Source organism: Nonomuraea africana, from assembly GCF_014873535.1.
GTDB classification, from domain to species: Bacteria; Actinomycetota; Actinomycetes; order Streptosporangiales; family Streptosporangiaceae; genus Nonomuraea; species Nonomuraea africana.
Window position 1 is genome coordinate 8423889 of sequence record NZ_JADBEF010000001.1, and the last position, 26051, is coordinate 8449939.

The 26051-nt window shown below is 70.9% G+C and carries 30 protein-coding genes; 18 read left to right on the forward strand and 12 right to left on the reverse strand.

Annotated elements, in window-relative coordinates; all coding sequences use genetic code 11:
* Positions 1-66: 66 nt before the first annotated feature.
* Positions 67-870 (reverse strand): hypothetical protein, encoded by an 804-nt coding sequence (locus tag H4W81_RS40455; RefSeq protein WP_192779618.1) that lies wholly within the window; start codon positions 868-870, stop codon positions 67-69.
* A 35-nt stretch (positions 871-905) separates the two neighbouring features.
* Positions 906-1667, reverse strand: a complete 762-nt coding sequence (locus H4W81_RS40460) for a CAP domain-containing protein (RefSeq protein ID WP_192779619.1) — start codon at positions 1665-1667, stop codon at positions 906-908.
* 308 nt (positions 1668-1975) lie between these two features.
* On the opposite strand from H4W81_RS40460, the gene rplM reads away from it, so the two are divergent.
* From rplM to H4W81_RS40480, 4 genes are read left to right on the forward strand one after another with little or no spacing between them, the layout of a single operon-like run.
* Positions 1976-2419 (forward strand): 50S ribosomal protein L13, encoded by a 444-nt coding sequence (gene rplM, locus H4W81_RS40465; protein WP_192779620.1) that lies wholly within the window; start codon positions 1976-1978, stop codon positions 2417-2419.
* A 28-nt stretch (positions 2420-2447) separates the two neighbouring features.
* Positions 2448-2972, forward strand: coding sequence for a 30S ribosomal protein S9 (rpsI, locus tag H4W81_RS40470; RefSeq protein WP_192779621.1), 525 nt, complete (start codon positions 2448-2450; stop codon positions 2970-2972).
* Position 2973: 1 nt separating this feature from the next.
* Positions 2974-4323, forward strand: coding sequence for a phosphoglucosamine mutase (glmM, locus tag H4W81_RS40475; RefSeq protein WP_192779622.1), 1350 nt, complete (start codon positions 2974-2976; stop codon positions 4321-4323).
* A 54-nt stretch (positions 4324-4377) separates the two neighbouring features.
* Positions 4378-4845, forward strand: a complete 468-nt coding sequence (locus H4W81_RS40480) for a hypothetical protein (protein ID WP_192779623.1) — start codon at positions 4378-4380, stop codon at positions 4843-4845.
* 189 nt (positions 4846-5034) lie between these two features.
* Here H4W81_RS40480 and H4W81_RS40485 read toward each other — a convergent pair whose 3' ends face one another.
* The 5 genes from H4W81_RS40485 to H4W81_RS40505 are packed head-to-tail and all read right to left on the reverse strand — an operon-like array spanning position 5035 to position 9375.
* Entirely contained in the window at positions 5035-5751 is a 717-nt protein-coding gene (locus tag H4W81_RS40485) for an ABC transporter permease (protein WP_192779624.1), read from the reverse strand.
* The gene (locus tag H4W81_RS40490) at positions 5751-6665 is read right to left on the reverse strand and encodes an ABC transporter ATP-binding protein (RefSeq protein ID WP_318782372.1); all 915 of its coding nucleotides are present in this window, start codon (positions 6663-6665) and stop codon (positions 5751-5753) included. Before H4W81_RS40490 ends, H4W81_RS40485 begins: the two co-directional genes overlap by 1 nt.
* Positions 6662-7516 (reverse strand): ABC transporter permease, encoded by an 855-nt coding sequence (locus H4W81_RS40495; RefSeq protein ID WP_192779625.1) that lies wholly within the window; start codon positions 7514-7516, stop codon positions 6662-6664. Before H4W81_RS40495 ends, H4W81_RS40490 begins: the two co-directional genes overlap by 4 nt.
* Positions 7509-8402 (reverse strand): ABC transporter ATP-binding protein, encoded by an 894-nt coding sequence (locus H4W81_RS40500; protein WP_192779626.1) that lies wholly within the window; start codon positions 8400-8402, stop codon positions 7509-7511. Before H4W81_RS40500 ends, H4W81_RS40495 begins: the two co-directional genes overlap by 8 nt.
* A gap of 10 nt (positions 8403-8412) precedes the next feature.
* Positions 8413-9375: a DUF389 domain-containing protein gene (locus H4W81_RS40505; protein WP_192779627.1), complete on the reverse strand. Its 963-nt coding sequence runs from the start codon at positions 9373-9375 to the stop codon at positions 8413-8415.
* A gap of 63 nt (positions 9376-9438) precedes the next feature.
* On the opposite strand from H4W81_RS40505, the gene H4W81_RS49020 reads away from it, so the two are divergent.
* Positions 9439-9570 (forward strand): hypothetical protein, encoded by a 132-nt coding sequence (locus H4W81_RS49020; RefSeq protein ID WP_264083225.1) that lies wholly within the window; start codon positions 9439-9441, stop codon positions 9568-9570.
* On the opposite strand, the gene coaA is transcribed toward H4W81_RS49020, so the two are convergent.
* Positions 9542-10444 (reverse strand): type I pantothenate kinase, encoded by a 903-nt coding sequence (gene coaA, locus H4W81_RS40510; RefSeq protein WP_192781329.1) that lies wholly within the window; start codon positions 10442-10444, stop codon positions 9542-9544. The genes H4W81_RS49020 and coaA overlap by 29 nt on opposite strands.
* Positions 10445-10855: 411 nt before the next feature.
* On the opposite strand from coaA, the gene H4W81_RS40515 reads away from it, so the two are divergent.
* The 12 genes from H4W81_RS40515 (at position 10856) to tsaD (ending at position 20003) form a co-directional block, all read left to right on the forward strand.
* Complete coding sequence (locus tag H4W81_RS40515) at positions 10856-11020, forward strand: hypothetical protein (RefSeq protein WP_192781485.1); 165 nt, start codon at positions 10856-10858, stop codon at positions 11018-11020.
* 19 nt (positions 11021-11039) lie between these two features.
* Entirely contained in the window at positions 11040-11390 is a 351-nt protein-coding gene (locus H4W81_RS40520; RefSeq protein ID WP_192779628.1) for a holo-ACP synthase, read from the forward strand.
* Positions 11391-11399: 9 nt separating this feature from the next.
* Positions 11400-12863, forward strand: coding sequence for an NAD(P)H-hydrate dehydratase (locus H4W81_RS40525; RefSeq protein WP_192779629.1), 1464 nt, complete (start codon positions 11400-11402; stop codon positions 12861-12863).
* A 12-nt stretch (positions 12864-12875) separates the two neighbouring features.
* On the forward strand, positions 12876-14018 hold the full coding sequence (gene alr / locus H4W81_RS40530; RefSeq protein ID WP_192779630.1) for an alanine racemase: 1143 nt from the start codon (positions 12876-12878) through the stop codon (positions 14016-14018).
* Positions 14015-15064, forward strand: a complete 1050-nt coding sequence (locus H4W81_RS40535; RefSeq protein ID WP_192779631.1) for an alpha/beta fold hydrolase — start codon at positions 14015-14017, stop codon at positions 15062-15064. Before alr ends, H4W81_RS40535 begins: the two co-directional genes overlap by 4 nt.
* Positions 15061-15516 (forward strand): tRNA (adenosine(37)-N6)-threonylcarbamoyltransferase complex ATPase subunit type 1 TsaE, encoded by a 456-nt coding sequence (gene tsaE / locus H4W81_RS40540; RefSeq protein ID WP_337959980.1) that lies wholly within the window; start codon positions 15061-15063, stop codon positions 15514-15516. Before H4W81_RS40535 ends, tsaE begins: the two co-directional genes overlap by 4 nt.
* Before the next feature lie 137 nt (positions 15517-15653).
* Positions 15654-16349: a hypothetical protein gene (locus tag H4W81_RS40545; RefSeq protein WP_192779632.1), complete on the forward strand. Its 696-nt coding sequence runs from the start codon at positions 15654-15656 to the stop codon at positions 16347-16349.
* Between the two features lie 11 nt (positions 16350-16360).
* On the forward strand, positions 16361-16900 hold the full coding sequence (locus H4W81_RS40550; protein WP_225959027.1) for a class F sortase: 540 nt from the start codon (positions 16361-16363) through the stop codon (positions 16898-16900).
* A gap of 19 nt (positions 16901-16919) precedes the next feature.
* Positions 16920-17852, forward strand: coding sequence for a phosphotransferase family protein (locus H4W81_RS40555; RefSeq protein ID WP_192779634.1), 933 nt, complete (start codon positions 16920-16922; stop codon positions 17850-17852).
* 39 nt (positions 17853-17891) lie between these two features.
* The gene (gene tsaB / locus H4W81_RS40560) at positions 17892-18536 is read left to right on the forward strand and encodes a tRNA (adenosine(37)-N6)-threonylcarbamoyltransferase complex dimerization subunit type 1 TsaB (protein WP_192779635.1); all 645 of its coding nucleotides are present in this window, start codon (positions 17892-17894) and stop codon (positions 18534-18536) included.
* Between the two features lie 11 nt (positions 18537-18547).
* Complete coding sequence (gene rimI / locus H4W81_RS40565; protein WP_192781331.1) at positions 18548-18979, forward strand: ribosomal protein S18-alanine N-acetyltransferase; 432 nt, start codon at positions 18548-18550, stop codon at positions 18977-18979.
* Entirely contained in the window at positions 18972-20003 is a 1032-nt protein-coding gene (gene tsaD / locus H4W81_RS40570; RefSeq protein ID WP_192779636.1) for a tRNA (adenosine(37)-N6)-threonylcarbamoyltransferase complex transferase subunit TsaD, read from the forward strand. The genes rimI and tsaD overlap by 8 nt, the downstream gene beginning before the upstream one ends.
* A 6-nt stretch (positions 20004-20009) precedes the next feature.
* Here tsaD and H4W81_RS40575 read toward each other — a convergent pair whose 3' ends face one another.
* Positions 20010-20942 carry a WD40 repeat domain-containing protein gene (locus H4W81_RS40575; protein ID WP_192779637.1) on the reverse strand — a complete coding sequence of 311 codons (933 nt, stop codon included), beginning with the start codon at positions 20940-20942 and terminating at the stop codon, positions 20010-20012.
* A 52-nt stretch (positions 20943-20994) separates the two neighbouring features.
* Here H4W81_RS40575 and H4W81_RS40580 point away from each other — a divergent pair, with 52 nt between their 5' ends.
* Positions 20995-21267: a hypothetical protein gene (locus H4W81_RS40580; RefSeq protein ID WP_192779638.1), complete on the forward strand. Its 273-nt coding sequence runs from the start codon at positions 20995-20997 to the stop codon at positions 21265-21267.
* Between the two features lie 10 nt (positions 21268-21277).
* Here H4W81_RS40580 and H4W81_RS40585 read toward each other — a convergent pair whose 3' ends face one another.
* From H4W81_RS40585 to H4W81_RS40595, 3 genes are read right to left on the reverse strand one after another with little or no spacing between them, the layout of a single operon-like run.
* Positions 21278-23695 (reverse strand): endo-beta-N-acetylglucosaminidase, encoded by a 2418-nt coding sequence (locus H4W81_RS40585; RefSeq protein WP_192779639.1) that lies wholly within the window; start codon positions 23693-23695, stop codon positions 21278-21280.
* A 14-nt stretch (positions 23696-23709) separates the two neighbouring features.
* Entirely contained in the window at positions 23710-24930 is a 1221-nt protein-coding gene (locus H4W81_RS40590; RefSeq protein ID WP_192779640.1) for a glycoside hydrolase 5 family protein, read from the reverse strand.
* Positions 24931-24975: 45 nt separating this feature from the next.
* A complete protein-coding gene (locus tag H4W81_RS40595) occupies positions 24976-26007 on the reverse strand; it encodes a LacI family DNA-binding transcriptional regulator (protein ID WP_192779641.1) in 1032 nt (343 codons plus the stop codon).
* Between the last annotated feature and the right edge of the window lie 44 nt (positions 26008-26051).

The following is a 26051-nucleotide window of genomic DNA, read 5'->3' on the forward strand; positions in this document are numbered from 1 at the left end:
CCGTATGGGCGTTCTCGCCCCGATCGGCGGGGTGCTTTGGTGGCCTTAAGGGGCGACTGACTGGTTTCAGCTCGCGCGGCGGCCGCTGAGCGAACGTGAGTCGAGCGCGCGATAGACCGTCGCCTGCGTCACGTCGGCGCCGGCCTGCGAGAGCTGCTTGATGTCCTTCTTGCCGGGCTTGTGGCCGTCCTTGAACTGGAGGTAGAGCATGACCGCGTAGTGGCCGTGCGTGGCCACGTGGACGCTGGCCTCGCCCGCGCCGATGAACTTGGTGACCTCGTCGGTGCCCGCCAGCGGCTTGACGAAGAGCTTGCTCTCGCCCTTGGTGCGCACGGAGGCGGCCACCTTGGCCGCCGCCTTGCTGTCGACCAGGTTGGCGACGCCGACCGTGCCGACGATCTTGCCGGCCTTGTCCTTGAAGGTGGCCCGGAGGAGCTGCGTGCACTTGCCGGACTTGAGTGCCTTGTCGAGCTTGTCGCCCTCGGCGGCGTCGGCGCACTTCTTGTCCGTCTTGATGATCGTCACTTCGTAGGAGCGCCCGGCGACGGTGAACTTCTTCTTCGGGAAGAGCTCCTTCTGCGTGAGCGTCTGCGGGTCGGTCTCGCGGGCGGAGGCGTAGCCGTACTTGTCGGACGGCACGACGGGCGCCGCCACGGGCGGCGCGCTCGCGCGGGCCGCGGGATCGGCGGTGGGGTCGGGGCCTTCCGTGTTCCACATGACCACGAGACCGGCCACCAGCGCCCCCAGGACGGCGAGGCCACCGAGAGCGAACCACAGCGGCGTCCTGGAGCGCGGGCCCTCGTCATAGGGACTCCACATCGCGCTGCGCGGCTTGGAGGGGGTCTCTTCGGTCTTCTTGGTGGAACCCATGCGCCGAGATTAGCCGGGCTTGACCGTTGGCGAGGTCACGAAAACCCGAAGTCCTGCGTCCACCAGGGGCCTCCTGGACCCGCGACGACGCCGACCCCGATCGCGCGGTAGCCGCAGTGCAGGAGGTTGCGGCGGTGCTCGGGGCTGGCCATCCAGCCGCTCACTGCCTCGCGGGCGGTGACGTAGCCGCGGCCGATGTTCTCGGCGGCGCCGTCGCGGTATCCGGCACGTTCCATCCGGTTCCACGGCGAGGCGCCGTCGGGGGAGTCGTGGGAGAACGATCCCGTCCTGGCCATCTCCAGGGAGTGTGCGCGCGCCGAGCGGGTCAGCCGCCTGTCGACCCGCAGCGGACGGCAGCCCTTGCGGACGCGGGCGGCGTTGGTGAGCTGGACGACCTGCGTGGCCATCGTGGAGGAGACCTCGATCAGCGGCGAGCCGAGCACCTGGGTGGGGTCGCCGGGCACCTCACCGGGGACCTCGGTCAGCTTCAGGGGCGCCGCCGAGGGTGTGGCCGACGGCTTGGCGGTGCGGCGCGCGCGGCTCTCCACCTGGGCGCGCGACTTCCTGGCCGAGGGCGAGGGAGAGGCCGAGCGAGCGGGAGAGGCCGACAGCGTGGGCGTGGCGGGCGGCGCCGTGTTGTTCAGGTAGATCTGGTCGGAGGCGTCCAGGCGGCTGACCGAGAGCCTGCCGATGAGCACGCCCGCGAACAGGACGGCGAGCAGGCAGCCCAGCAGGCCCAGGAGGTTCCGGCGCCGGGATCTCGGCTGGGGGTGCCGGGTGTGAGGGGTCTGCCACATACCGCAGTCAACGATAGGGACGTCAGATATTCCGCGAGAAGGGGCTGCCGTGAACCGAAACAGAACCGTGCCGCAGGTAGACTACGGCGCGGTGGCCTCCGCTCGTTTTGACCCATGTCCATGGGTGGCGGTAACCTAAGCGTTCGTTGTATGCGAGTCGGTCCGTATGTGACCGATGCGCGGCGCGTCCGGCGTCATCTCCCATCTGCTGGAGACGGAAGGTCCGGGCTGTCGTGCGCCCGCACCGACCGACCATAGAGCTGTCGCATCCGACAGCGCCGAAGACGCTATTAAAGAAGGCTACGACCGTGCGCACGTACACACCGAAGCCCGCCGACGTCCAGCGTCAGTGGTACGTCATCGACGCTACCGACGTGGTGCTGGGCCGGCTGGCCAGCCACGTCGCGACCCTGCTCCGCGGTAAGCACAAGCCGATCTTCGCCAACCACGTCGACACCGGTGACTTCGTCATCGTCATCAACGCCGACAAGGTTGCGCTGAGCGGCAACAAGCTCGAGCAGAAGAAGGCCTACCGCCACTCGGGCTACCCGGGCGGTCTGCGTTCCGTGACCTACGGCGAGCTGATGGAGAAGCGGCCCGACCGCGCCGTCGAGAAGGCCGTCAAGGGCATGCTCCCCAAGAACGCTCTCGGCCGGAAGATGGCCAAGAAGCTGAAGGTCTACGCCGGGTCCGAGCACCCGCACTCGGCCCAGCAGCCCGTGCCGTTCGAGATCACCCAGATCGCCCAGTAGTAGTTCGCGAAAGATTTAGAGGAGAACCGTGGCTGAGCCCACCGGTGTCGAGACGGCCGTGATCGAGGCCGAGCAGGAGGACTTCTCCAGCGAGGAGTTCCCGTCCGAGTACACCACCGAGTCCGCTGCCAGCGCTGACGCTCCCGTGCGCAAGCCCGTCACCACGGGCAACTCGTACGGCACCGGACGCCGCAAGGAGGCGATCGCCCGCGTGCGCATCGTCCCCGGCACCGGCAAGTGGACGATCAATGGTCGTTCGCTTGACACCTACTTCCCCAACAAGGTCCACCAGCAGATCGTCAACGAGCCCTTCGTGGTGCTCGGCGCCGAGGAGGCCTTCGACGTCATCGCCCGCATCGACGGCGGCGGCGTCACCGGCCAGGCCGGTGCCCTCCGCATGGGCCTGTCCCGCGCGCTGGCGATCCTCGATGTCGAGACCAACCGCCCGCCGCTGAAGAAGGCCGGCTTCCTCACCCGTGACGCCCGCGCCACGGAGCGGAAGAAGTACGGCCTCAAGAAGGCCCGCAAGGCTCCGCAGTACAGCAAGCGCTAAATTGGGGCGCCTTTTCGGCACCGACGGGGTACGTGGGGTCGCTGGTCGCGACCTCACAGCCGAGCTCGCCATGGACCTCTCGGTCGCGGCGGCTCACGTCCTCGGCGATGCAGGCGCTTTCGCCGCCACGGGCCACAAGCGGCCCGTGGCGGTCGTAGGCCGGGACCCCCGCGCTTCAGGTGAATTCCTGGAGGCCGCGGTGGTCGCCGGCCTCGCGTCGTCAGGGGTGGACGTGCTGCGCCTCGGCGTGCTGCCCACCCCCGCCGTCGCCCATCTCACGGCCGCGCTCGGCGCCGATCTCGGCGTCATGCTCTCGGCCTCGCACAACCCCGCGCCCGACAACGGCATCAAGTTCGTGGCCCGTGGCGGCTTCAAGCTGTCCGACACGGTCGAGGACGAGATCGAGCGCCGGCTCGGCGAGCGGTGGGACCGTCCCGTGGGTTCGGGGGTCGGCCGGGTGCGTGAGGCGTACGGCGAGGCCGACCGCTACATCTCGCACCTGCTCGACACGGTCGAGGGCAGGCTCGACGGGCTCAACATCGTCGTCGACTGCGCCAACGGCGCGGCCAGCGTCGTGGCGCCCGAGGCGCTGCTGCGCGCGGGCGCGCAGGTCGAGGCCATCGGCGCGCGGCCCGACGGGCTCAACATCAACGCGGGCTGCGGCTCCACCCACCTCGACAAGCTGCAACAGGTCGTCATCTCGCGCGGCGCCGACCTCGGCATCGCCTACGACGGCGACGCCGATCGCTGCCTCGCGGTCGACCACAAGGGCGAGGTGATCGACGGCGACCAGATCATGGCCATCCTGGCGCTGGCCATGCACGCCGAGGGTCGCCTGGCCAAGAACACCGTGGTGGCGACCGTGATGTCCAACCTGGGCTTCAAGCTGGCCATGCGCGAGGCGGGCATCAACGTCATCCAGACCGCGGTCGGCGACCGCTACGTGCTGGAGGCGATGAAGGCCGACGGCTACAACCTGGGCGGCGAGCAGTCGGGCCACGTGATCCTGCTCGACCACGCGACGACGGGTGACGGCCTGCTGACCTCGCTGCACCTGCTGTCGGTGGTGGCCAGGTCGGGCAGGTCGCTGCACGACCTCGCCTCGGTGATGACGGCGCTGCCGCAGATCCTGATCAACGTCAAGGACGTCGACAGGGGCAAGGCGGCGGCGCCCCAACTGTCGGAGGCCGTCGCCGCGGCCGAGGCGGAGCTGGGCGAGACGGGCCGCGTGCTCATCAGGCCCAGCGGCACCGAGCCGATGATCAGGGTGATGGTCGAGGCCTCTTCGGAGGAGCAGGCCAGCAGGGTCGCCGGTCAGCTCGCGGACGTGGTCCGCACGGCCTGCGTCTGAGGGTTTTCGGAGAGGTACGGCACGCTTGTGCCGTACCTCTCTATATTTGTCCGGGTGATCTCCTTACGTGCGCTCGCGGGCGCGATTCTCGCCTCAGCCCTCCTTCTCGGCACCGCGCCCGCCGCTGAGGCGGCGGCCAGACCAGGCAACGGCAGGGTGCTCTACGCGGGCCTCAGCGGCGGCGAGGGCCATCTCAAGGTGAAGAACGGCACGACGAGGGACGCCGTCGTCACGCTGGTCAGAGGCAAGCAGAAGGCGCTGAGCTTCTACATCCGGGCGCGGTCGAACGCGACGCTCAAGGGTGTCGTGGATGGGACCTACCGGGTCTACTACACGACGGGGACCCACTTCAGCACCTCCAAGAAGCGGTTCACGCGGAGCGCGACCTATCGGCGTTTCGACAGTTCGCTGAGGTACCGGACGACCTCGAGGTCGGCGACGATCTGGACGCTGACCCTCAAGCCGGCGATCGGCGGCAACGCCACGACCTCCGGCGTCGACCCGAAGGACTTCCCCTCCTGACCCTCTGGCGTATGACACCTACGTGGGGCGGTGGCCGGGGTTCTTCTGGGATATCGGGAGGGCCCGGGCTGGCGTCCCACGGGCTTTCTGGGGTGTCGGGAGGGCCCGGGCTGGCGTCCCACGGATGACCACCGACGTGGGGCGGTGGCCTGGGTTTCCCGGGTGTCGGGAGGCCCCGCCCGGGGTGGGTTACTCGTCGCCGGTCAGGGAGAAGGCGCGTAGGCGCTGGCCCGCCCACAGCACGCTGCCGACCGTGACGACGATCAGCGCGGGTACGGCGAAACTCAGCTTCACGTCGGTCGACAGGAACGGCGAGGTGCTGATCTGGTCGGCGATCGACCGGGCCCACTGCTGCACGGAGAACTGCCTGACCCCGGACACGAAGTTGCCGATCAGGCCCTCCCACACTAGCGCGTAGATGATTCCGGTGGTGACCGCGTGCCTGGTGACCACGCCCAGCAGCAGGAAGAGCGCGGCATAGGCGACGCCCCCGGACAGCGCGCCCACGGTGAAGCCGGTGGCGATGCCCGACTCCCCTCCGACCAGGAGCCACGCCGCCACGAAGGTCGGAACGGCGGCGAAGACGGCCAGCAGCGAGGCGGCGACGGCGAACTTGGTCTGCGCGATGACGGGCCGCGAGATCGGCTTGGACAGCAGGTGCAGCACGGTGCCGTCGTCGATCTCCGGCGCGATCACGCCGGTGCCCGCGATCAGTCCGAGGAGCGGCAGCATGGTGCCGACGGCGAAGCTCTGCATGAGCGTGACGGCCGAGCGCTCGTCCGCGCTGCCGACCAGCCGCAGCAGCACCGCGAGCCCCACGAGGCCGAGCGGGAGCAGGATCAGCAGCAGGATGCGGCGGCGGCCGAGGACCGCGCGGTAGGTGATGCCCGCTACGACGCCGTTCACTACGAGCTCCTCGTGATCAGGTAGGCGAAGACGCTCTCGAGGTCCTCGTCGGCGGGGGAGACCTGGTGCAGGTGGACGCCCTCGTGCCGGGCGACGCGCGGCAGCAGCCAGGCGAAGCGGCGGAACTCCGTCGCCTGGACCTCCAGCCCGTTGGGTGTGAGGGTGACGCCGCCCGCCGAACGGTCGGCGATCAGCGCGGCGGCCAGCTTCCTGTCGTCGCTGGAGCGGATCCTGAACAGGTGCGGCCGGTCGGTCATCAGCCTGCGGATCTCGCGGAAGTCGCCGGAGGCGGCGTGCCGGCCCGCCACCACGACCTCGATGTGCTGGGCGACGCGCTCGACCTCCTCCAGGATGTGCGAGCTGAACAGGATGGTCTTGCCCGCGGTGCCCATGGCCTTGATGAGGTCCATGAGGTGCATCCGCTGGCGGGGGTCCATGCCGTTGAAGGGCTCGTCGAGCAGGAGCACCTGGGGGTCGTGGACGAGGGCGGCGGCGACCTTGACGCGCTGCTTCATGCCCTTGGAGTAGGTCTCGACGCGGCGGTCGCGCGCGGGTTCCATCTCGACCATGGCCAGCGCCTTGGTGGCGGCGTCCTCGGGCGCGGGCAGGCCGTGCAGCCTGGCCGCCGACAGCACGAACTGCCAGCCGGTGAGGAAGCCGTAGACGCCCTCGCGCTCGGGCACCAGCCCGATATGGCGGTAGATCTGGTGGTTCTTCCAGGTCGGCGTGCCGTCGAGGGTGACCGTGCCGCCCGAGGCGGCCAGGAATCCGGCCATCATGTGCAGCAGCGTCGACTTGCCGGCGCCGTTGGGCCCGAGCAGTCCGGTGACGCCGGGGCCGATGGTCATGGTGATGTCGTTGACGGCCACCACGTTGCCGTACCAGCGCGAGGCCTGGGATAGCTCGATCTTCACCGGGAGGCCGCCTTCCGGTAGCGGAGGATGAACGCCGTCAGGCTCAGGCCGAGGAGCGCGACGAGCACGATCGCCGAGAACACACCGCTGGGGTAGGAGTAGCCGTTGGCGGGCGCGGTGCCGAACAGCCCCGACTGCACCGAGTCGACCAGGAAGAACGGGTTGATCAGCCACGACCACTCGGCCACGTCGGCGCGTCCCATCGACTCGAAGGTCGCGAACAGCACGGTCGAGACGGCGGAGGCGAGCAGGTAGACCGCGATGACGGAGGCGACGCCGAGGCCGCGGCGCGGGGTGAAGGAGGCCAGCGCGAGCCCGAAGGTCGACAGCAGCAGGGCGAGCAGCAGCGCGGCGACGAGCCCGGCGACGTACTCCTTGGTGTGCGGCGGTCCCGGCGGGTCGACCAGGAGCTCGCCGACGTACATCACCGTCAGCGGCAGGGCGACCAGCGCGAACAGCGCGGCGCTCATGGCCACGACCTTGGCGGCGACGTAGTCGAGCGTCGAGACCGGCCGCGACAGGTAGAGCGGGAGCACCTTGAAGCGCAAGTCGGGCGCGGTGATCGTGGGCGACTGCGCGGCCAGGAAGATCGCGATCACGGCCTGCATGATGACCGGGTAGTTGGTGTAGCCGATCTCGTTGCGGCCGAGCATCGCCATCATCGCGATGGAGACGACCGGCAGCAGCAGCATGGAGGCGGCCAGCAGGAACGGCATGAGCTTGCTGCGGGCCCTGCGGCCCAGGCCGAAGATGCTGCGCAGGTTCTGGGTGATCAGCGCGCGTACGGTGTGGGCGCGGCCCAGCCGTACCCCTTCGTAGTGGCGGTAGCCGATGTCGTAGATCTCAGACACGGAACACGTCCTCGATTCGCTGCCTGCCCTGTTCGAGGCGGATGAGGCACAGGTCCAGGTCGCACACCGCGTCGCGGATGGTGTCGTAGGTCTCGGGGCCCCTGACCTGCACCAGGAGGCCGCGCCCGTGCGCGGTGACGGACTGCCCGAGCTCGGACAGCCTGGCCGCCAGCGGCTCGGCGCCCTCCTCGACCTCGACGGTGAGGACCTGGGTGCTCTGGGTGAACTCGGTGATGGCGCTGGAACGCAGCAGCCGGCCGCCGTCGATGACGATGACGTGGTCGCAGACGCGTTCGAGCTCGCCGAGCAGGTGGGAGGTGACCAGGACGCTGATGCCGAACTCGGTGCCGATGCGCCTGATCAGCGTGAGCATCTCGTCGCGGCCCTGCGGGTCGAGGCCGTTGGTCGGCTCGTCGAGGAAGACCAGCTGCGGGTCGTGGACGAGCGCCTGCGCGAGCTTGACGCGCTGCTTCATGCCGGTGGAGTAGCCGCCGATGGCGCGGTAGCGCTCCTCGTACAGGCCGACGTGGCGCAGCACGTCGGCGGCGCGCTCACGGGCGGCGGTGCGGGGGAGTCCGGAGATCTGCGCGAGGTGGACGACCAGTTCGGTCGCGGACACGTCGGGCGGCAGGCAGTCGTGCTCGGGCATGTAGCCGACGAGGCCGCGGATCTGCGGGCCCTGCGTGACGACGTCGAGGCCGAACACCTCGGCCCGGCCCGCCGTGGGCGGCAGCAGGCCGAGCAGGATCTTGATCAGCGTGGACTTGCCCGCTCCGTTGGCGCCCACGAGGCCGGTGACGCCCGCTTCGACCGTGACGGAGAGCTGGTCCAGCGCGGTCACCGTGGGGAAGCGTTGGGTCAGCCCCTCGGTCGCGAGGATGTGCATGATCCGGACACTACCCGCGAAGAGCCCCAGGCGGCCTCGTTCGCGCGGACGAACCGTGGCTCATCCCATGGGGCCAGATCGTGCGCTGGAGGTACAGAACGGCCGTGCCCGAGATGACCATGCCCACGATGTTGACGAACAGTTGCAGCGCCGACCCGCCCACCTCGGGCCAGTTGCCGAGGGCCATCGCGACGGCGGCGTACCCGGCGGCCGGGATCGTGGTGACCGAGATGAAGACGCCGACCAGCGCGGAGGACTTGCCGGCGGTGATGGACAGCACGCCCGCCGCGCCGGCCAGCAGGGCGACGATGAAGGACCACTTGTCGGGCTTGACGATGAACTGGACCTCGTCGTGGCCGATGTCGAGGGAGTTCTGGTCGATCCAGCCGAGCCCTCGGGAGACCAGCGCGCAGGCGAGGGTGATCGCGATGCCGGCCGCGAAGCCAATCGCGAGGATCTTGAGCGCCCTGCCGACCAGGTGGAGGCGGCCGGTCAGCAGGCCGAAGCAGGCGGCCGCGATCGCGCCGAACTCGGGACCGAGGACCATCGCGCCGACGATCAGCACCAGCGAGTTGGTCACGACGCCGATGCCGGCGAGCTGGGTGGCGATGGCGATGAAGGCCAGGTAGGCCCAGGTGAGGCGCAGGTCGTCGTCGACGCGTTGAGCGAGCTCGGCCCACACCACGGCGTCGTCGCCGTCGCCGGGGGCCTGTTCCTCGGCCTCGGCCGCGGCGTGCGATATCGACAGATCGACGTTCTCGACCGCGATCGAGCCCTCCTGCTCGAGCCACCTGACCCTGTCGATGACCTCGTTGGCGGCCTCGCGCGCCATGTCGCAGAAGATCAGGTCGCCGCGGGGCTCACGGGCGGCGCCCTCGACGACGGCGATGTTGGTCACGCCCGTGCAGCTCTCCAGGATCCCGACGACTTCATCGGTGCGGGGAGAGGGGCTGATGAGTCGCAGATGCAGCACGCGCCCATTGTCGTCCATTCGATGTTGACAGCGCGTTGACGAGCCTCCGGCAGGCTGCCCTCCATGACGATCCGCTGCCATGAGGAGGGCGAGCCGTGCTGGTTCGCCGATATCGACGATCTCGGGTGCCAGGGCCGGTTCGCGGCCTATCTGGCGGAGGAGCTGGTCAGGTCCGGCGTAGCCGTACCCGCTTGATGGCGTGGTCGGCGCCCTTCTGCAGCACCAGGCCCGCGCGCCCGCGTGTGGGCAGGATGTTCTCGACGAGGTTGCGCTCGTTGATGTCGCGCCACACGTTCCTCGCGAAGGCGGTGGCCTCCTCCTCCGAGAGCTCGGCGATGTGCTTGAAGTAGGACTTGGGGTCCTCGAAGGCGGTACGGCGCAGCTGGTGGAAGCGGTGGACGTACCAGTTGCGGATGTCCTCCACCTTGGCGTCCACGTAGATGGAGAAGTCGAAGTAGTCGTTGACCGCGAGCGCGGCGGGCGGGGCGGGCTGCAGCACGTTCAGCCCCTCGATGATGAGGATGTCGGGCTTCTTCACGATCTGGCTCGCGCCGGGGACGATGTCGTACTCCAGGTGGGAGTAGACGGGCGCGTGCACCTCGGCGCCGCCGGCCTTCACCTCGGCCACGAACCGCACCAGCGCCCGCCGGTCGTAGCTCTCGGGGAAGCCCTTGCGGTGCATGATCCCCCTGGCCTCCAGCACCTCGTTGGGGTAGAGGAAGCTGTCGGTGGTGATCAGCGCGACGTTCGGGTGCTCGGGCCATCTGGTCAGGAGGGTCCTGAGCAGCCGCGCCGTGGTCGACTTGCCGACCGCGACGCTGCCCGCGATGCCCAGGATGTACGGCACGCGTTCCCCGTCGTTGCCGAGAAAGGCGCTCAGCACGCTGCTGCGCTGCTTGGACCCGGTGAAGTGGAGGTTCAGCAACCGGGTCAACGGGAGGTAGATGTCGGTAACCTCGGCCAGGTCGATCGGGTCGTCGACGCCACGGAGGTCTTCCAGCTCGTCTGCGGTGAGAGTCAAGGGCGTGTTCTTGCGGAGCTCGCTCCACTGCTCCCTGCTCAGTTCCACGTAGCCGTTGTTCACCCTGAAAGCCTATTGACCGAAAGACCTTGCTCGGATGCGGGGGGTCATGCACAGCCTGTGGACAAACACCTGGGATTACCGATGCGGGAAAGTGGGTAACCCTCGGAGTCCTCCTGGGTCGGCGATTTCTGACATATGGCGCTTTGGTGGCATGGGATAAACGTGACGTGAAGGTCGCCAGGGAAGGCCGATGGAACGTCGCCGTTTCCCGCAGGGGTCGCGGCGGGAGGCGGTACGGCGACGCTCCAGATGACCAGGGACGGCCAGGTGCTGCGCAGCGCGCCCTCGCTCAACGGCACGCAGTTGACATCCTCCTCACAGATAAATCCGGGGGATTCCCACCCTCGCGGGTCGGATCTTCCTGCTTCACTGGCGACTGCCCACGCACACCCAAAGGTGGGCGACGGTCTTACGCGGCTCGAGCCGGTGCCGGGTGACTCCGGCGCGGAGTTCGCCGGCTCCACCTTCGGCCCCGGCGGGCGCACGCTGTACGTCAACATCCAGTCCAGCAAGGGACTGTCGTTCGCCATCTGGGGCCCGTGGCAGCGAGGGGGCTTCTAACCGTCGTTACGCTGGGTGGATGATTCTGGGCATTGGTGTCGACGTGGTCGATGTGGCCAGGTTCGAAGCGACCATGGCGCGCACGCCCGGCCTGCGCTCGCGGCTGTTCACCGAGGCCGAGCGGACACTGGGGGTCCAGTCGCTGGCGGCCAGGTTCGCCGCCAAGGAGGCCGTGGCCAAGGCGCTCGGCGCCCCGCCCGGTCTCAGCCACCTCGACGCGGAGGTCCGCACGGGCGAGTACGGCAGGCCCGAACTCCACATCAGCGGTCAGGCCGCCGAGGTGGCCTATGGGCTCGGGGTGAAGCGCTGGCACCTCTCGCTCACCCACGACGGGGGCATCGCGCTGGCCTACGTGATCGCCGAAGGTTAGTTTCGGATCATGCGCACCGCCTACACCGCCGACCAGATCAGGGCCGCCGAGCTGGCGCTGATGGCCACGCTGCCCGAGGGCACGCTGATGCAGCGCGCGGCCACCGGCCTCGCCGTCGTCTGCGCGGGCCTGCTCGGCAGGGTGTACGGCTCGCGCGTGCTCCTGCTCGTCGGCAGCGGCGACAACGGCGGCGACGCCCTCCACGCGGGCGCACGTCTCGCGAGGCGGGGCGCGCGGGTCGAGGCGCTGCTCGCGGGCTCCAGGACGCACGAGGAGGGCCTGGAAGCCTTCCTGCGGGCGGGCGGGCGCGTCACCGGCGACATGGGCGAGGTCGACCTCATCGTCGACGGGCTCGTGGGCATCGGCGCGACGGGGGCGCTGCGGGAGCCGTACGCGTCGCTGGCGAACCGCGCGAACGCCGCGCAGGCGCTGGTGGTCGCGGTGGACGTGCCCAGCGGGGTGGACGCGAGCACGGGACGCGTCGCGGGGCCCGCGCTGCGGGCGCATCTCACGGTCACGATGGGCGCGGTCAAGACGGGCCTGCTCGTCGATCCGGGCGCCGCCCACGTCGGCGCGCTCGAACTCGTCGACATCGGGCTCGGCCCCTACCTGCCCGATCCCGACGTGGCCGCGCTGACCGCCGAGGACGTCGACGACCTGGTGCCGCGGCCCGGCGCCGAGTCCGACAAGTACCGCAGGGGCGTGGTCGGCGTCGCGGCGGGCAGCGACCGCTACACGGGCGCCGCCGTCCTCGCGGTGGGCGGCGCGCTGCGGGCCGGCGCGGGGATGGTCCGCTACGTGGGTACGGCACCGCCCGTGCGCCAGGTGCGCGCCAGGTGGCCGGAGGCGGTGATCACGGAGCTGGAGCGGCCCTCGATCGAGGGGGTGGGACGGGTCCAGGCATGGGTGGTCGGCCCGGGGCTCGGCACCGACGACTGGGCGCACGAGCTGCTCGCCCGGGTGCTGGCCACCGACGTGCCGGTCCTGGTGGACGCCGACGCGCTCACGATCGTGACGAGGGAACGGGGGCTGCTGCGCCGTACCGCGCCGGTGCTGATCACCCCGCACGCCGGCGAGCTGTCGCGGCTGCTCGGCGTGCCGGCCGACAGGGTGGCGGCGGCGCGGCTCGAGCACGCCCGCAGGGCGGCCGCCGAGCTCGGCGTCACGGTGCTGCTGAAGGGGTCGACGACGGTGATCGCCGAGCAGGACCGGCCGGTCAGGGTCAACACGACGGGAACGCCGTGGCTGGCCACGGGCGGCACCGGCGACGTGCTGTCGGGCGTGGGGGGAACGCTGCTGGCCGGCGGGCTCGGCGCCTACGACGCGGGAGCCTGCGCCGCCTTCCTGCACGGGCTGGCGGGACGCATGGCCGCCGACGGCGCGCCGCTTGCCGCCGCCGACGTCGCGGCCGCGATCCCGCTCGCGATGCGGGCGCTGAGAGGCGAATCACGCTCACGAGGTCGGCGGAGCTGACAAACTGGAAACATGAGCTTCCGTGAGGCGACGCCCGCGCAGGCACGGGTCGACCTGGCCGCCATCAGGCACAACGTCGGGCTCCTCAGGGAGCGGGCGGGCGGCGCCGAGCTGATGGGCGCGGTCAAGGCCGACGCCTACGGGCACGGTCTGGCCGCCACCTCGAGAGCGGTCGTGGAGGGCGGGGCGAGCAGGCTCGGCACCGCCTACGTCAGGGAAGGGCTCGCGCTGCGGGCGGCGGGCTTCACCGTGCCGATCCTGTCGTGGATCCTGACGCCGGGCGAGCCGTTCGAGGAGGCGCTCGAGGCCGACCTGGAGCTGTCGGTCTCCGACGAGGGCAGGCTGGCGGAGATCGCCGCCGCGGCCCGCCGTACGGGCCGGACGGCCCGGGTGCACCTCGAGGCCGACACGGGCATGAGCAGGGGCGGCGCGCCCCTGGCCGCCTGGCCGGGGCTGCTGCGCGAGGCGGCCGCGCTCCAGGCCGAGGGCGCGGTGGAGGTCGTCGGGCTCTGGTCCCACTTCGCCTGCGCCGACCTGCCCGGGCACACCTCGATCGACCTGCAGATCGACGCCTACGAGAGCGCGCTGAAACTGGCCGAGCAGGCGGGGGTCGCGGGCTCCCAGGTGATCAGGCACCTGGCCAACTCCGCGGCGATCCTGACGCTGCCGAGCACCCACTACGACCTCGTCAGAGCGGGCATCGCGATGTACGGCCTGAGCCCCATCCCCGAGCAGGGCGACTTCGGCCTGCGCCCCGCGATGACGCTGGCCGCGAGGATCGCGCTGGCCAAACGGGTGCCCGACGGCGCGGGCGTCTCCTACGGCCACCTCTACACCACGCGAGGGGAGTGCACGCTCGGCCTGGTCCCCCTCGGCTACGCCGACGGCATCCTCAGGAGCGCCACGGGCCGCGTCGAGGTCCTGGCCGGTGGCCGGCGCAGACCGGTGGTCGGCCGGGTCTGCATGGATCAGTTCATGATCGACGTCGGTGGCGACCCGCTGGCCGACGGCGACGAGGTCGTCCTGTTCGGCCCCGGCACGCACGGCGAGCCGACCTGTCAGGAGTGGGCCGACAATCTCGGCACGATCACGCATGAGATCGTGACGAGGATCGGCGCGCGCGTGCCGAGGGTGTACCAGGAGGTGAAGGCATGACGACCACGAGACGGCAGAAGGTCGGCATCGCGGGCGCGATCGTCGGAGCCGCCTCGGCGGGTGTCGCGGCGGTGGCGCTGGCCAAGCGTTACGCGGTGGGCCGCATCAGGCTCCGCCCCGACCCCGAGGCCGACGAGCCGTTCGGCGAGCTGAAGGGCAGGCAGCGCACGCTCATCACCTCCGACGAGGTGGCGCTCCACATCGAGATCGACGGCCCGGAAGACGCGCCGGTGACGATCGTGTTCTGCCACGGCTACACCCACAACCTCGACTCCTGGCACTACCAGCGGCGCGACCTGCGCGAAGACTTCAGGGTCCTGCTGTGGGACCAGCGCTCCCACGGCCTGTCGCAGCGCAACGGTGACCAGGACAGCTCGATCGAACGGCTGGGCCAAGACCTCTACGAGGTGCTCGAGACCTTCGTGCCGGGGCCGTGCGTGCTGGTCGGCCACTCGATGGGCGGCATGACCATCATGGCGCTCGCCGACAGCCATCCCGAGCTGTTCGGCGACCGGATCCGCGGTGTCGCGCTCGTCGCCACCAGCGCGGGCAAGCTCGCCGAGATCACCCTCGGCCTGCCCGCCCTGCTGGCCAGGGGCCTGCACAAGGTGGCCCCCACCACCGTCTCCGTGCTGGGCAGAGGCGGCCCCCTGGTCGACAAGACCCGGCACGTGGGCAACGACGTGGCCTTCCTGGTGCTGCGCCATTTCGGTTTCGGCGACTCGAAGAACGTCAGCCCGACCGTGGTCGACTTCGTCGAGTCCATGATCCGCTCGACGCCGACCGAGGTGATCGCCGACTTCTATCCCGCGCTGATGAACCACGACAAGCTGTCCGCGCTGGGGGTCCTCGACGACGTGCCCACCGCGATCCTGGTCGGTGAGAAGGACTGGCTGACGCCGCCCGAGCACAGCAGGGCGATCGCGGCGGCGCTGCCGAAGGCCCAGCTGACCGAGGTGCCCGAGACCTCGCACCTGATCCAGCTCGAACGGCCCGCCGTGGTGAACGAGGCCCTGCGCGACCTGATGAAGAGGGTGGAGCTGTGACCGTCGTCGCCACGACCGAGGACATGCGCGCTCTGGGCGTGCGGTTGGCCGCCTCGCTCAGGGGCGGCGACCTGGTCATCCTGTCGGGCCCGCTGGGCGCCGGGAAGACCACGCTGGTCCAGGGCATCGCCGAGGGCCTCAAGGTGCGCGGCCCCATCACCTCGCCCACCTTCGTCATCGCCCGCGTCCACCCCTCGCTGGTCGAGGGGCCGCCGCTGGTGCACGCCGACGCCTACCGGCTCGGCGGCGACCTCGAGGTCGACGACCTCGACCTCGACGCCTCGCTGGAGGAGTCGGTGACCATCGTCGAGTGGGGCGAGGGGCTCGTGGAGGGCCTGTCCGACGAGCGGCTCGAAGTCCACATCGGCCGATCGGGCGACGACGACGTGCGCACGGTGACCCTGCGCGGCGTGGGCGAACGCTGGGCCGACACGCCGTCTGATCCCGTCTAACACCGAAACTCCGCCAACTCCGAGTCAAGCCTGAGATCATTTGGTCATGGGTTCACCCAGATTTTCTGGGTATCAGGTGGGGTGCAGCGTCCAATTCGGGTGGATGCTGAGGGAAAACGGCGAAGTGGGGTGCGGCGGTGCTCACGGTCAGGCGAGTCGCGTACGCGGGGGCCTTCCTCTTGTTAGGGGTGGCGGGGTGCTCGGCGCAGGCGCAGACCGGCACGCCGACCGGTACCGCCACCACGACGGCGACCAGCACGGCGACGGGGACGGCCACCGCCACGGCGACCGCGACCGCGACGACGACCAGGCAGAACGTCGACGTCAGGCTCAACCCCGACAGGGTGACCGCCGGCGACAACTCCACGGTCTGGATCCTGGCCAACTGCCCGGTGCCGACCGACGGGCCCGAGCACAGCGGCACCGCCACCTCCAAGGCCTTCCTCGCCGCGGTCCCGCTGGACCCCGTGCCGCCGCCCACGCCGACCGCCACCCCCACCACGACCGCCACGCCTGCCCCCGTGCCATGGGTGCGTGGTGACGCCCAGGTCTCCAGCACCGTGAAGCGCGGCAGCTACGCCGTGAGCGTCAAGTGCGACGGCACCAACGACACCGGCCGGGCCACGCTGCGCGTCGTCGCCGCGGGCCCCACCGCCACGCCCACGTCGACCAGGACCGTCGTGCCGACCAAGGCGCCGGGAGCGGGCGGCGGCGGCACCTTCGCAAAGAACGCCGAGGACGAGTCGGGCCTCCCGCTCGCTCCCGCGGGGGTGCTGCTGGCTCTCGCACTGGCCGGTGGGATCGGCCTGGCGCTCCGGCGCCGCCGTAGCTAGACATGGCCCGGATGTCACGGGTGGTCCTCGCGGGGGCGGCCACAGGTCTCGTGCTGGTCGCCTTCGGCAGGACGCTGCAGGTGAAGGAGGAGGCCGCACCGGCCTCCGTCGTGCCGGAGAGCATCGACATCCCCGCCATCGACCTCGACGCGCCGCTGATGAAGCTCGGGCTGACCAAGGGCGGGGAGGTCGAGCTGCCGCCGTACGAGAAGCCGAAGCTGGCGGGGTGGTTCAAGCACAGCGCGGTGCCGGGGGAGGAGGGCGCCTCGGTGATCATCGGGCACGTCGACACCAAGACGGAGCCGGCCGTCTTCTACAAGCTGCGGCAGCTGCGCAAGGGGCAGGTCGTCAGGGTGACGCGCAGCGACGGGAAGGTGGCCGAGTACCGGGTCGACTCGGTGGAGCAGGTCGACAAGGAGCGCTTCCCCGCGCAACGGGTCTACACCGAGTCGGGTCTGCGCCTGGTGACCTGCGGAGGGAACTTCGACTACGCCAAGCACGAGTACCAGGACAACGTCATCGTCTACGCCTCGCCGATCAAACTGGCCTGAGAACCGCGATGATGGGCCGATGAGCGACGAGATCTACCCACCCGCCGCGGGCGTGCGCCTGCCCTGGGAGGACGTGCCCGAGGCGCTGCGCCGCCAGATCGCCGACTTCCTCGGCGGTGACGTGGTCGAGGCGGTCACCCAGACGGGCGGTTTCTCCCCGGCGGCGGCCGTACGGCTGCGCACCGGCAACGGCAGGCGCGCCTTCGTGAAGGCGTGCGGCAGCTCGCCCAACCCCGACTCCATCAAGATCTACCGATGGGAGGCGGGGATCGCGGGCACCCTCCCGGCCGAGGTCCCGGCGCCGAGACTGCTCACCTCCTTCGACACCGGCGACTGGGTGGCGCTGGTCTTCGAGGACATCGAGGGACGCGGGCCCGCGCTGCCGTGGCGCGACGACGAGCTGCGACGGGTCCTCGACGCGATCGGCAAGCTGACGGCCGCGCTCACCCCATCGCCCGTCGCGGCCCCGACGTTCGGCGAGCGGCACAAGGACTCCTTCACCGGCTGGCGGCGGCTGCTGCTGGAGGAGGACAAGACGGGCCTCGACCCGTGGGCGCTGCGCCACCTGGACGCGCTGGCCGAGCTGGAGTCGGGGTTCGCGGCGGCGGCCGAGGGCGACACGCTCGTGCACGCCGACCTCAGGGCCGACAACCTCCTGCTCACCGAGGACCAGGTGTACGTCGTGGACTGGCCGTGGGCGTGCGTCGGCGCGCCGTGGATCGACATCGTGGCCATGCTGCCCTCCGTGCGGATGCAGGGCGGACCGCCGCCGCAGGACCTCTTCGACGACCCCGACCCCGCCGTGACCGCGGTGCTCGCGGCGCTGACCGGTTACTTCGTCAGGAACGGCCGGCAGCCCGACCCGCCGGGCCTGCCCACGGTCAGGGCCTTCCAGCGGGCGCAGGGCGTGGTGGCGCTGGAGTGGCTGCGCCACCGAACGGGTTGGCCGTAGTCGGGCAGCACCCGCCGCGACGCACTAGGCTAAATATTCGTGCTGGTCCTGGCCTTTGATACCGCAACCCCCGCCGTCACCGCCGCGCTGCACGACGGCGCCTCGGTGCTCGCAGAGTCGACGGTCGTCGACGCCCGCCGTCACGGTGAGCTGCTCGTTCCCACCATCGAGAAGGTCCTGAGCGAGGCGGGCGCCGCGTTGCGCGACGTCACCGCGATCGTCGCGGGCTCCGGCCCCGGCCCCTACACGGGTCTGCGCGTCGGGCTGATGACCGCGCAGGCGCTGTCCACCGCGATGGGGGCGCCCGCGTACGGCATCTGCAGCCTCGACGCCGTCGCCTACGGCAGCGGGCTCACCGAGGAGTTCCTCGTGGCCACCGACGCCCGGCGCAAGGAGGTCTTCTGGGCCCGCTACGCCGACCTGCGCACCCGGCTGGCCGGCCCGTTCGTCGACCGGCCCGCGGACGTGCCCGTGCAGGGGCTGCCCGTCGTCGGGGCGGGCGCGGGGCTGTATCCCGACTTCCTCGGCGGTAGGGACGCGCCGCCGTACCCCTATGGCAGGTTCATGGCGGCGCTGGCCGCGGAGCGGCTGGCGGCGGGCGTCGCGCTGGACGAGCCCAGGCCGATCTACCTGCGCAGGCCCGACGCGGTGGTGCCGAAGCCGCCGAAAAAGGTGACGGCGTGAAGCTCAGGCAGATGACCGAGGCCGACCTGCCCGCGGTCATGGCGATCGAGCGGGCGACGTTCCCTCTCGACGCGTGGAGCGAGGGGATGCTCCGCGGCGAGCTGGCCGACCAGCCGCGCACCAGGCACTACGTCGTCGCGGTCGAGGACGAGCAGATCATCGGCTACGCGGGCCTGGCCGTGGCCGCCGACCAGGCCGACGTGCAGACGATCGCGGTGGTGGCCGAGCGCCAGAGCCAGGGCACGGGCGGCGCGCTGCTGACCGAACTGCTGGCGGAGGCGCGGCGGCGGGGAGCCGTGGAGGTCTTCCTCGAGGTCCGCGCCGACAACCCGCGCGCCAGGTCGGTCTACGAACGGTTCGGATTCGAGGAGATCGGTGTGCGCCGCCGCTACTACGACGACGGCACTGACGCGATCATGATGAAGAGGAAGCTGGATGGCTGACGAACCCCTGGTCCTTGGCATCGAGACGTCCTGCGACGAGACCGGCATTGGCATCGTCAGGGGCCACACACTGCTGGCCAACACCATCGCCTCCAGCATGGAAGAGCACGCGCGGTTCGGCGGCGTGGTCCCCGAGGTGGCTTCGAGGGCGCACCTCGAGGCGATGACGCCGACCATCGAGACGGCGCTGGCCGGCGCGGGGGTGAAGCTCTCCGACATCGACGCGATCGCCGTCACGGCGGGGCCTGGCCTGGCGGGCGCGCTGCTGGTGGGCGTCGCCGCGGCGAAGGCCTACTCCCTCGGGCTCGGCGTGCCGCTCTACGGCGTCAACCACCTGGCCGCGCACGTCGCCGTCGACCAGCTCGAGCACGGCCCGCTGCCCAAGCCGTGCATCGCCCTGCTGGTCTCGGGCGGCCACTCGTCCCTGCTGCTGGTGCCCGACGTGGCGCAGGATGTCATCTCGCTCGGCTCCACGGTCGACGACGCGGCGGGCGAGGCCTTCGACAAGGTGGCCAGGGTCCTCGGGCTGCCCTTCCCCGGCGGGCCGCACATCGACAAGGCGGCCGTGTCGGGCGACGGCGCGGCGATCGGCTTCCCGCGCGGCAAGATCGACGACGGCACCTTCGACTTCTCCTTCTCCGGGCTCAAGACCGCGGTGGCGCGCTGGGTGGAGGCCAAGGAGGCGTCGGGCGCGTCGATCCACGTCCCCGACGTCGCCGCCTCCTTCCAGGAGGCGGTCGTGGACGTGCTGACCCGCAAGGCGCTGCAGGCGTGCAAGCGGTACGACGTGCACGACCTGCTCATCGGCGGCGGCGTGGCGGCGAACTCCCGGCTGCGGGCGCTGGCGCAGGAGCGCTGCGACCAGGCGGGCGTACGGCTGCGCGTGCCGCGCCCCGGCCTGTGCACGGACAACGGGGCGATGGTGGCGACACTCGGGTCCGACCTGGTCGCGGCGGGCGTGGCACCGTCGTCGCTGGAGATCCCGGCCGACTCCTCGCTGCCGATCACCACGGTCCACGTCTAGGCGCGATCACCAGGCGGCGGTGGGCAGCATGCCCTCGCCCGGATGGGCGGCGACCTCGATCGGCATCGAGGTGGTCGAACCGTCGTGCAGGTCCACCCGGTGGAAGCGCCAGCCGTGGGTGTGGAGCAGGTATCTGCCGGTGCCGTCGAGACTGAACCGGAGGCCCAGCGACGCGTCACGGGGCAGCGTGACCTTCGCCAGGACCTCCGGCGCGGCTCCTTCATGAAGGGGGAGGCGTTCGATGGTGTGGTTCGCCGAGTAGACGAGCGCGTCGCCTTCGGGAGTGAAGGCCACCGATTCGAGTAGATGGAGCCCCTTGCGTGGCTTCACGAGGCGGGTCGCGGCGAGCAGGTCGGACCCTGGCAGGGTCGTGTCGAGGACGCTCACCTCCCGGCCGCCCGCCACGAGCGCGAGCCGCTGCCCGTCCGGCGCCCAGGCCAAGCCGAGCACCATGGAGAACGCCCGCGTGGTCCAGTCGCGGCGCGCTCCGGTGGCGAGCTCGACCACCGTCACCTTCGCTCCTCCTCCCAGGACGGGAGCGGCGTGGGCGAGCCTGGTGGCGTCGGGGCTCAGGGCGAGGGCGGTGCCGGGGTTGTTCCCCTCGCCCTCGAAGCCCGGCACGAGCTCGGGCTCCCCGGGCCGGCCGTCCTCGGACAGGCGGACGCGGAAGAACCGGAGAGCAGAGTGCGGGCCGGTCCATCCGGAGAGCAGGAAGGTGCGGTTGTCGGGTGCGGCGGCGACGAGCTGCCACGAACTTCGCACGCCCTCCGGCAGCCGGATGTCGGCGATGAAGGCCCCGGTCGTGGCGTCGTGGACGGCGGGCGGCACCGGGGTCTGGATCGCCGTCTTGGAGTTCTCCGGAAAGTAGGCGATCGGCACCCGCGCCGTCACGACGAAGCGAGGCGGGCCCGTCGGGGACAGCGCGGGGCGCGTCGTCATGGGCTGTGGCGGTGGGAGATCCGCTGGGGATGACGGCGGAACGGCAGGGGAGGTGAGCGTCGTCGCGAGCCGGGGAGGCGGGGTAGGCGACCCGGACGGAAAGGGCGACCAGGTCGCGCTCGACTCAGGGGATGACACGGGTAAGTCGAGCGAGACACGTTCGACGGAGGGCTGGTCGCCGCAGGCGCTGACGAGCGTGAGGGCGATCAGCGAGGCCGCGGCGACGGCTGGGCGCGGGGGCACATCGTCGATGATCAGGGGTGGCGACGCCAGGGTCAATGTCGCGGGGAAGGCCGGCGCGGTCCACTGCGCCGGCCTTCCCTGATCAAGGGCGGCTACGGGGTGGCGCCCCAGGCTTCGAATTCGTAGATGCGGGCGGCGGGGTCGGAGTTCTGGGTGGGTTTGGTGATCGTCAGACGGACGTGGCGGGCCGTGGCCGTGACGGGGTGCGTGGTCGTGGCCGCGGTGTTGCCGGTGACGGTCACGGCCGTGGTCCAGGGATCGGACGCGGCGGCGCGCACCTGGATCGTGAAGTCACGGGTGTTCCAGCCGGCCGACTCCCCGCCCGCCTGGGCGTGCTTGACGACGAACCTGCTGAGCTGCCTGGCCGAACCGAGATCGACCTCCATCCACTTGGTCGCGGTCACCGCGCACCACTTGTCGGTGTTGCCGCCCGTCACGCTGCCGTTGACGGCCTTGGCGGGCCCCTCGTTCGCGTTGCACTGGCTGGAGGCGGTGGCGGGGCGGTTGAGCGCCAGGTTGGCGTCGGTCGGCGGGGTGCCCGACCAGGAGATCGTGGTCGTCGCGGGGGCCGAGCGGCCGTACTCGGCGCCGACCGCCTCCACCTCGATCGTCGTGGTGGTCTCGGTGCCGACCCTGTCGACCCGCGGAACGAAGTAGGCGTCGTTCGGCGTGGCGCCCAGGTAGGTGCGGGTGCCGTCCGGGTTGCGGCGGTACACGTCGTAGTGGTGGGCCGGCCCGGCGGTCGTCCAGGCCAGGCGGAGCGACTTGCGGGTGGCGGACACGTCGGTGGCGCCGAGCACGGTCAGCCCCGTCGGAGCGGCGACGGTGTCGACCGCGCCGTCGTAGACGGCCAGCTGGCCCACTCTGATGTCGTAGGAGGCGGAGGAGCCGGCGGCCTGCAGGCCGAGCTGCGCGATGGTCTTGCCCGCGTGGGCGGACAGGTCGAGGGTCTTGCGCTCCCAGCCCGTGCCGCTGGTGGAGCCGAGGTCCAGCGTGGTGAAGGTGGTCGGCGCGTCGGTGAACGCGACCGCCGCCTTCAGGTTCGTGGCGCCCGCGGCGGGCGTCTTGACCACGACGGACAGTTTGGTGTCGGCGGCCACCGGCAGGCGGGTCTGGTAGAGCCGCACCGTGTTGACGGCGTCGAGGCGGCCGGTGAGGCGCAGCGACGAGCCGCCCTCGTAGGCGTCGGCGTAGTCGATCGAGGGCGTCAGCCTGCTGCCGGTGGACGACACGATCCACTGATAGGTGGGCGGCACGTCCTGGACCGACAGGTTGTTCCAGCCGCCGTCGCGCACGCGGACGCCGCCGACGTTGTAGAAGTCGCCGTGCCCGGTGTTGAAGCCGGTCACGAACGGCTTCGCGGTGACGGGGGTCGACTCCGCGATGTAGTGGGCCAGGCCCTTCCACGCCGACGAGGTCGAGGTGTTCGACGGGTCGGCGTTGGCGCCCACCCAGTAGCGGGAGTCCTTGGCGCGGAAGTCGGCGGGGCTCGTCGACGACTTCCAGGTCCACTCGGGGCGGTAGATGCCCAGCGAGGTGACGTGCGGCTGCCCCGAGGGGAACACCGCGTCCCACGGCACGCTGCTGTTGTAGCCGTTGGCCTCGGTGTCGATGCCGGCGTACAGCTCGTGCTCGTCGCGGCCGAGCGAGCGGGCCAGGTCGCGGGAGGACTGCAGCTTGCCCGCGCTCCAGCCGAAGTCGAGGAACATCGAGTCGGACACCCTGGCGGGGTCGGACAGGAAGGCGTCGTTGGCCGTGGTGAGCGCGTCCTGCCAGGAGATTGAGCCGCTCTCGGTCATGGCGTCGTACCACATGAACTCGACGGGGCCCTTGGCCCTGGCGTACTTCATCAGCGAGCGCAGCTCGGTCGCCAGCGCGGCGTCGCCGCCGGCCGTCTCCTGGTTGATGAACCAGCCGTCGAAGCCGTAGTGCTGGGCGACCTCGACGAGCTTGTCGGCGACGGGGTAGGAGGAGCCCGACTTCTTGACGAAGTCGTGGACCCACTGGATCTGCCCGCCGTACGCCGTGGGCGGGAAGAAGACGGTGCCGTAGACCTTGACGCCGTTGCGGTGGGCGGCGTCGATCACGGTGGCGTTGGGGGCGAGGATCAGGCCCTCGCTCGCCGAGCCGCCCCAGAACACCAGGGTGTCGACGTACTGCCAGTGGGTGAAGGCGTAGTAGTTCGGGTCGAGGGCGCCCTGGGAGGGGTTGGCCGAGGTGGGGGCGAACGACACCAGCGAGGCGACGCGGCCCTCGCCCGCGCGGGCGTTCGCGTTCGCCTTCAGCGCGGGGTCACTCGCGCGCGGCCGCAGCGGGACGCGCGAGCGGTTGAAGCGGGCGTCGGCGTCGGTCGCCGGGTTCCAGTCGAGGATCGTGTTCGGGTGCCAGTAGGAGGCGTAGGGCTGGTCGCCTCCGGCGGCGGCCTTCTTGGGTACGGCCTGCGCGGGGGTGGCGACGAGGGCCGTCACGGTGAGCACCCCGCACAGCAGGGGTAACAGCTTCCTTCGCATCTGGTCTCCTTCACTCATGCCTGGGTGGTGAGGACGGTGGTGATCCCCCGAGCTGTGAGATGGCCGGTGTCGGCGGCGCGGCCGGCGGTGACGATGGCCAGCGGGCCGGACCGGCGCAGCCGTACCCACTCGGTGTGGAAGGCGCTGCCGGGCGCGACCTCGGCCCTGCGCTCCGGCTCGGACCTCAGGTCGACGTCGCACACCAGCGCGGGCCTGTTCACGACGGGACGGCGGCGCTCCTTGATGACCGCCGCCAGCTCCTCGGCCGCGGGCTTGGCCCGGTGGTCGACGGTGAACAGGCCGAGGTCGTACTCCCGGTCGGGGAAGTCGGCCAGCGCGCGGTCGAGATCGTGGGAGCACCACCAGGTGACGCCCCACAGGGCGGGGTTTGTGGTGACGGTGTCGAGCAGACCGCGGACGAACTCGGGGGCGTCGGCCGCGGAGATGTCCGGCCTGGGAGCGCCGACCTCCTGCAACCAGACCGGGCGAGCCGGGTCGAGCGAGGTGGCGGCGGCCAGCTCGACGAGGTAGTCGGCATGCGTGACGGTGGCCGGCCCGAGCGGGCCGTCGATGGCGGAGACGCCGTTGAACACCCACGAGTGGACCGTCGTCAGGTCGCCGAGGTCGACATTGTCGGCCGGGTGGAAGGGGTGGGCCGGGTCGTACCAGGTGGCGTCGTAGAGCGAGTGCAGGGCCAGCAGGCCGGGCGCGGCGGCGCGGACCACGTCGATCAGCTCGGCCGCCCAGCGGGCGGACGCCTCGGGCGTGGTCGGGTTGGCCGGGTAGAGGTTGTTGACCTCGTTGCCGAGCGTGACGGCGAACACGTTGTCGCGCTCGGCGACGGCGCGGGTGAGCCGGTCGGCGTAGACGGCGATGCCGTCGCGGACGGCCGGGTCGGTGAAGAGGCTGCGCTCGTGCCAGGTCAGCACCCACGACGGCAGGAAGTCGAAGCTCGACAGGTGCCCCTGCAGCAGGTCCACGGCGACGGACAGGTCGAACTCGGCGGCGATGTCGATCAGTTCGAGCAGGTCGTCGATCCCGCGCTGCCTGATCAGCGTGCGGTTGGGCTGGATCCACGGCCAGATCGGGAACACCCTGACGTGGTCGAGCCCGATGCCCGCGAGGTCCTCGAAGTCGCGGCGGGTGGCGTCGGGCGAGGGGTCGAGCCAGCTGTAGAACCAGCCTGCCGGAGGCACGTAGTTGGCGCCGAAACGGATGGGGTGGGACAGGGGCACGCGTCCTCCGAGCGGTGAGTCGATCTCCCCGGACCCTAAACCGCTTTAGTCGTCCTGCCAAGTCCCTGGGGCCGCGGTGCTGCGCCTGACGACCAGACGGGGAGTGGCCGTCTTGAGGTCCTGGCGGGCCTCGGGATCGGCGATCAACGCCAGCATGACCTCGGCGACCTGGCCGCCCAGCGCGAAGGTGTCGCGCGAGAGCGCGGTGATCGCGGGGTGCGCGATGCGGGTCAGCACCGAGTCGTCGAAGGCCACGATCGACAGCTCGTCGGGCACCCGCACGCCCATCTCGCCCGCGACGCCCAGCCCGGCGAGCGCCATCACGTCGCTGTCGTAGACGATGGCGGTCGGCCTGGTGCCGCGCGACAGCAGCGTCCTGGTGGCGGCCGCGCCCTCGGAGTCGCTGAAGTCGGTCGCCACCGACACCGCGTCGGCCAGCGCGAGCCGCCGGGTGGAGTCGCGCAGCGCGCGCATGCGGCGCTGGGTGTGCCGGAACGCGGGCAGCCCGGCGACGTGGGCGATGCGCCGGTGGCCGAGCGCCGCCAGGTACTCGACGATCGACAGCATCGCCTCCCTGTCGTCGGCCCACACGCTGGACAGCGAGCCGTGCCTGCCGGGGCCGCCCAGCACCACGGTCGGCACGCCCAGCTCCTCGAGCACCTCGATCCGGGGGTCGCGGACCTTGAGGTCGACCACGATGAACCCGTCGACCCGGTGCGCCGAGGCCCAGTCGCGGTAGATCTCCGTCTCCGCCTCGACGTCCTCGACGATCAGCAGGTGCATTGCCACCGACTGCGCCGACAGACCGGCCTGCAGGCCCGAGAGCAGCTGCGCGAAGAACGGCTCCACGCCCAGCGTGCTGGCCGGCCTGGCGATCACCAGGCCGACCGCCTCAGCCCGCGCGCCGCCCAGCGCCCTGGCGGCGCTGTGCGGACGCCAGTTCATCTCCTTGGCCATCTGGAGGATGCGGGCCCTGGTCGCCTCGCCCACCCCTGGGCGCCCGTTCAGCGCGAACGACACCGCGCCCTTGGACACCCCGACCCGCTCCGCGATGTCGGCGATCGTCGGACGGCCCACGGCTGGCTCCTTCACGAGTTCATCTCAACTATTGACACGGGAGT

Excerpts from the sequence above, each read along its gene's own strand:
- H4W81_RS40585 (WP_192779639.1), bottom strand. The coding sequence starts at position 23,695 with ATGCGAAGGAAGCTGTTACCCCTGCTGTGCGGGGTGCTCACCGTGACG.
- H4W81_RS40575 (WP_192779637.1), bottom strand. The coding sequence starts at position 20,942 with ATGACGACGCGCCCCGCGCTGTCCCCGACGGGCCCGCCTCGCTTCGTC.
- H4W81_RS49020 (WP_264083225.1), top strand. The coding sequence starts at position 9,439 with ATGACGATCCGCTGCCATGAGGAGGGCGAGCCGTGCTGGTTCGCCGAT.
- H4W81_RS40500 (WP_192779626.1), bottom strand. The coding sequence starts at position 8,402 with ATGCACATCCTCGCGACCGAGGGGCTGACCCAACGCTTCCCCACGGTG.
- H4W81_RS40520 (WP_192779628.1), top strand. The coding sequence starts at position 11,040 with ATGATTCTGGGCATTGGTGTCGACGTGGTCGATGTGGCCAGGTTCGAA.
- H4W81_RS40460 (WP_192779619.1), bottom strand. The coding sequence starts at position 1,667 with ATGTGGCAGACCCCTCACACCCGGCACCCCCAGCCGAGATCCCGGCGC.
- H4W81_RS40550 (WP_225959027.1), top strand. The coding sequence starts at position 16,361 with ATGTCACGGGTGGTCCTCGCGGGGGCGGCCACAGGTCTCGTGCTGGTC.
- H4W81_RS40535 (WP_192779631.1), top strand. The coding sequence starts at position 14,015 with ATGACGACCACGAGACGGCAGAAGGTCGGCATCGCGGGCGCGATCGTC.
- H4W81_RS40525 (WP_192779629.1), top strand. The coding sequence starts at position 11,400 with ATGCGCACCGCCTACACCGCCGACCAGATCAGGGCCGCCGAGCTGGCG.
- alr (WP_192779630.1), top strand. The coding sequence starts at position 12,876 with ATGAGCTTCCGTGAGGCGACGCCCGCGCAGGCACGGGTCGACCTGGCC.
- H4W81_RS40455 (WP_192779618.1), bottom strand. The coding sequence starts at position 870 with ATGGGTTCCACCAAGAAGACCGAAGAGACCCCCTCCAAGCCGCGCAGC.
- rimI (WP_192781331.1), top strand. The coding sequence starts at position 18,548 with ATGACCGAGGCCGACCTGCCCGCGGTCATGGCGATCGAGCGGGCGACG.
- tsaD (WP_192779636.1), top strand. The coding sequence starts at position 18,972 with ATGGCTGACGAACCCCTGGTCCTTGGCATCGAGACGTCCTGCGACGAG.
- H4W81_RS40555 (WP_192779634.1), top strand. The coding sequence starts at position 16,920 with ATGAGCGACGAGATCTACCCACCCGCCGCGGGCGTGCGCCTGCCCTGG.